1 protein-coding gene is annotated in these 5,942 nt (G+C 62.5%); it reads left to right on the top strand.

The genetic code is table 11. The annotated features are described in order from the left end of the window. Positions 1-81: 81 nt before the first annotated feature. Positions 82-5,942: beta strand repeat-containing protein (locus AC3WQR_RS30975; protein WP_492745852.1), on the top strand; the 5,861-nt coding region annotated here is incomplete at its 3' end.

The raw sequence follows: 5,942 nt of genomic DNA, 5'->3' as shown, positions 1-5,942 counted from the left end.
ACCTCGACGTCGTCCGGCCTGAGCACGGCGACCAGCGGCATCTCGAGCCTGTCCACTGGCCTGAGCACGACGAACAGCAATGTGAGCAGCCTGTCGACTTCTACGTCGAGCGGCCTGAGCACAGCGACCAGCGGGATCTCGAGCCTGTCCACGAGCCTGAGCTCGACAAACAGCAATGTCAGCAGCCTGTCGACCTCCACTTCGAGCGGCTTGAGCACAGCCACGAGTGGCATCGACAGCCTTTCGACTGGTCTGAGCACGACCAACAGCAACGTCAGCAGCCTCTCGACCTCGACGTCGTCCGGCCTGAGCACGGCGACCAGCGGCATCTCGAGCCTGTCTACGGCTCTGAGCAGCACCAACAGCAACCTGGACAGCCTCTCGACTTCCACATCGAGTGGATTGAGCACCGCGACCAGTGGCATCTCCAGCTTGTCTACTGGCCTGAGCACGACCAACAGCAACGTGAGCAGCCTGTCGACTTCGACATCGTCGGGCCTGAGCACTGCGACCAGTGGCATCGCCAGCCTGTCGACGGGCTTGAGCACCACGAACAGCAACGTGGGCAGCTTGTCGACTTCGACGTCCAGTGGTTTGAGCACGACCAACAGTCGAATCGATAGCCTTTCGACCTCCACATCCTCGGGTCTGAGCACGGCGACGAGTGGCATCGAGAGCCTGTCGACCGGGCTGAGCACCACGAACAGCAACGTGAGCAGCTTGTCGACGTCGACTTCGAGCGGTCTGAGCACCGCGACCAGCGGCATCTCGAGCTTGTCGACGGGCCTGAGCACGACCAACAGCAACGTGAGCAGCCTGTCGACTTCTACGTCGAGTGGCCTGAGCACGGCGACCAGCGGGATCTCCAGCCTGTCCACGGGCCTAAGCACGACGAACAGCAACGTGAGCAGCCTGTCGACCTCGACGTCGTCTGGTTTGAGCACGGCTACGAGCAGCATCGATAGCCTTTCGACTTCGACGTCGTCGGGTTTGAGCACGGCGACCAGTGGGATCTCCAGCCTGTCGACCGGTCTGAGCACCACCAACAGCAACGTCAGCAGCCTGTCGACGTCCACGTCGTCGGGCTTGAGCACGGCCACGAGCAGCATTGATAGCCTTTCGACGTCGACGTCGTCGGGTCTGAGCACCTCCACCAGCGGGATCTCCAGCCTGTCTACCGGCCTGAGTACCACGAACAGCAACGTCAGCAGCTTGTCGACCTCGACCTCGTCCGGTCTGAGCACGGCCACGAGCAGCATCGACAGCCTTTCGACTTCGACGTCGTCTGGTTTGAGCACTGCCACCAGCGGTATCTCCAGCCTGTCCACGGGTCTGAGCACCACGAACAGCAACGTCGGCAGCTTGTCGACCTCGACTTCGTCTGGCTTGAGCACGACGAACAGCCGTATCGACAGCCTGTCGACGTCCACGTCGTCGGGCTTGAGCACGGCGACCAGTGGCATCTCCAGCCTGTCGACCTCGACGTCGTCTGGCCTGAGCACCGCGACGAGCAGCATCGACAGCCTCTCCACGTCCACATCGTCGGGTTTGAGCACGGCCACCAGCGGTATCTCGAGCCTGTCCACGGGGCTGAGCACGACGAACAGCAACGTCAGCAGCTTGTCGACCTCGACCTCGTCCGGTCTGAGCACGGCCACGAGCAGCATCGACAGTCTTTCGACTTCGACGTCGTCTGGTTTGAGCACTGCCACCAGTGGCATCAACAGCCTGTCGACCGGTCTGAGCACGACCAACAGCAATGTGAGCAGCCTGTCGACGTCCACGTCGTCAGGGCTGAGCACGGCGACCAGCGGCATCGCCAGCCTGTCCACCGGCCTGAGCACCACCAATAGCAACCTGGACAGCTTGTCGACATCCACCTCGAGCGGCTTGAGCACGGCAACCAGTGGTATTTCGAGCCTGTCGACTTCGACGTCGTCTGGCTTGAGCACGGCGACGAGCAGCATTGGCAGCCTTTCGACCTCGACGTCGTCTGGTTTGAGTACTGCGACCAGCGGTATCTCCAGCTTGTCCACTGGCCTCAGCTCCACGAACAGCAGCCTGGACAGCCTGTCGACGTCCACGTCGAGTGGCTTGAGCACGGCCACCAGCGGTATCTCGAGCCTGTCTACGGGCCTGAGCACCACGAACAGCAATGTGAGCAGCTTGTCGACGTCCACGTCGTCCGGCTTGAGCACTGCGACCAGCGGCATCTCGAGCCTGTCCACTGGCCTGAGCACAACGAACAGCAATGTCAGCAGTCTTTCGACCTCGACGTCGAGTGGGCTGAGCACGGCCACGAGCGGCATTGAGAGCCTCTCGACTGGTCTGAGCACCACCAATAGCAACGTGAGCAGCTTGTCGACGTCTACGTCGTCGGGCCTGAGCACGGCCACGAGCAGCATCAATAGCCTCTCGACCGGCTTGAGCACGGCAACCAGCGGTATCTCCAGTCTGTCGACTGGCCTGAGCACCACGAACAGCAACGTGAGCAGCCTGTCGACATCCACGTCGACCGGGCTGAGCACGGCCGCGAGTGGCATCGATAGCCTGTCGACGGGGCTCAGCACGGCGACCAGTGGCATTTCCAGCCTGTCCACTGGTCTGAGCACGACGAACAGCAATGTCGGCAGCTTGTCGACCTCGACGTCCTCGGGTTTGAGCACGGCTACGAGCCGCATCGATAGTTTGTCGACCGGTTTGAGCACCGCAACCAGCGGTATCTCCAGTCTGTCCACCGGCCTGAGCACCACGAACAGCAACGTGGGCAGCCTGTCGACTTCGACATCGTCGGGTCTGAGCACGGCCAACAGCCGTATCGACAGCCTGTCGACGTCCACGTCGAGCGGCCTGAGCACCACGAACAGCAACCTGGACAGCCTTTCGACCTCGACGTCGAGTGGCTTGAGCACGGCGACCAGCGGCATCTCGAGCCTGTCGACGGGTCTGAGCACGACGAACAGCAATGTGAGCAGCCTGTCGACGTCCACTTCGTCCGGCCTCAGTACCGCCACGAGCGGCATCTCCAGCCTGTCCACGGGCCTGAGCTCGACGAACAGCAATGTCAGCAGTCTTTCGACCTCCACGTCGTCCGGCTTGAGCACTGCGACGAGCAGCATCGACAGTCTGTCGACCGGCCTGAGCACGACCAACAGCAACGTCAGCAGCCTGTCGACGTCCACGTCGTCTGGCCTGAGCACCGCCACCAGCGGCATCTCCAGCCTGTCCACGGGCTTGAGCACGACGAACAGCAACGTGAGCAGCTTGTCGACCTCGACGTCGTCGGGTTTGAGCACTGCCACCAGCGGTATCTCGAGCCTGTCGACGGGCCTGAGCACGACGAACAGCAACGTGAGCAGCTTGTCGACTTCAACGTCGTCGGGGTTGAGCACTGCCACGAGCAGCATCGACAGCCTGTCGACCGGGCTGAGTACCACGAACAGCAACGTGAGCAGCCTGTCGACCTCGACGTCGTCCGGCCTGAGCACGGCGACCAGCGGTATCTCGAGCCTGTCCACCGGCCTGAGCACGACGAACAGCAACGTAAGCAGCTTGTCGACTTCGACGTCGAGCGGCCTGAGCACTGCGACCAGTGGCATCTCGAGCCTGTCCACGGGCTTGAGCACGACGAATAGCAACGTCAGCAGCCTGTCGACTTCGACGTCGTCTGGCTTGAGCACCGCCACCAGCAACATCGACAGCCTGTCGACCGGGTTGAGCACAACCAACAGCAACGTCAGCAGCCTCTCGACGTCTACGTCGTCTGGCCTGAGCACGGCGACCAGTGGTATCTCGAGCCTGTCGACCGGCCTGAGCACCACGAACAGCAACGTCAGCAGCCTCTCGACGTCCACGTCGTCTGGTCTGAGCACGGCGACCAGCGGTATCTCGAGCCTGTCCACCGGCTTGAGCACCACGAACAGCAACGTCAGCAGCCTGTCGACTTCGACGTCGAGTGGCCTGAGCACTGCTGCCAGCGGCATCGATAGCTTGTCGACCGGCTTGAGCACGACCAACAGCAGTGTCAGCAGCCTCTCGACTTCGATGTCGTCGGGTTTGAGCACTGCGACCAGCGGCATCTCCAGCCTGTCCACGGGCTTGAGCACGACGAACAGCAACGTGAGCAGCTTGTCGACCTCCACGTCGTCTGGCCTGAGCACTGCGACGAGCAGCATCGACAGCCTGTCGACCGGGCTGAGCACGACCAACAGCAACGTCAGCAGTCTCTCGACCTCGACGTCGTCGGGTTTGAGTACGGCAACCAGCGGCATCTCGAGCCTGTCGACGGGCCTGAGCACGACGAACAGCAACGTGAGCAGCTTGTCGACCTCGACGTCGTCTGGCCTGAGCACTGCCACCAGCGGCATCTCCAGCCTGTCCACGGGCTTGAGCACGACGAACAGCAACGTGAGCAGCCTGTCGACCTCGACGTCGTCTGGCTTGAGCACGGCCACGAGCAACATCGATAGCTTGTCGACGGGGCTGAGCACCACGAACAGCAACGTGAGCAGCTTGTCGACCTCCACTTCGTCTGGCTTGAGCACTGCGACCAGCGGTATCTCGAGCCTGTCCACCGGCCTGAGCACGACGAACAGCAACGTCAGCAGCTTGTCGACTTCGACGTCGTCTGGCCTGAGCACGGCGACCAGCGGTATCTCGAGCCTGTCCACCGGCTTGAGCACGACGAACAGCAACGTGAGCAGCCTGTCGACTTCCACGTCGTCCGGCCTCAGCACCGCTACCAGCGGCATCGACAGCTTGTCGACGGGTCTGAGTACCGCAACCAGCGGTATCTCCAGCCTCTCCACGGGATTGAGCTCGGCAACCAGCGGCATCTCCAGCCTGTCCACCGGCTTGAGCACGACGAACAGCAACGTCAGCAGCCTGTCGACTTCGACGTCGTCGGGACTGAGCACGGCCACGAGCGGCATCGACAGCCTCTCGACCGGCTTGAGCTCGGCGACCAGCGGCATCTCGAGTCTGTCTACTGGTCTGAGCACAACGAACAGCAACGTCAGCAGTCTCTCGACCTCCACGTCGTCCGGTCTGAGCACCGCTACCAGCGGCATCGACAGCCTCTCGACTGGTTTGAGCACGGCGACCAGTGGCATCTCCAGCTTGTCCACTGGCTTGAGTACGACGAACAGCAACGTCGGTAGCTTGTCGACTTCGACGTCGAGCGGCATCTCCAGCCTGTCGACCGGCCTGAGCACCGCCACCAGCGGCATCTCCAGCCTCTCCACAGGCCTGAGCACCACCAACAGCAACGTCAGCAGCCTCTCGACTTCCACGTCGTCTGGTCTGAGCACCGCGACGAGCGGAATCGACAGCCTCTCGACTGGTCTGAGCACGGCGACCAGTGGCATCTCCAGCCTGTCCACGGGCCTGAGCACCACGAACAGCACTGTGGGTAGCTTGTCGACTTCGACGTCGAGCGGCATCTCCAGCCTGTCGACGGGCCTGAGCACCGCCACCAGCGGCATCTCCAGCTTGTCTACTGGCTTGAGCACGACCAACAGCAACGTGAGCAGCCTCTCGACCTCCACGTCGTCCGGCCTGAGCACGGCCACGAGCGGCATCGACAGCCTCTCGACCGGTTTGAGCACAGCGACCAGTGGCATCTCCAGCTTGTCCACGGGCCTGAGCACCACGAACAGCAACGTCAGCAGCCTCTCGACCTCCACGTCCTCGGGCCTGAGCACCGCCACGAGCAACATCGACAGCCTCTCGACTGGGTTGAGCACGGCGACCAGTGGCATCTCGAGCCTGTCCACCGGCTTGAGCACGACGAACAGCAACGTCAGCAGCCTGTCGACTTCCACGTCGAGTGGCCTGAGCACCGCTACGAGCGGAATCGACAGCCTGTCGACCGGCCTGAGCACGGCGACCAGTGGCATCTCCAGCTTGTCTACGGGCCTGAGCACCACCAATAGCAATGTCAG

This window comes from Variovorax sp. FW305-3-2-15-B-LB1, from assembly GCF_058787635.1.
Note: the sequence above shows the minus strand (reverse complement) of the source record. Positions and strands in the feature narration are given on the sequence as shown.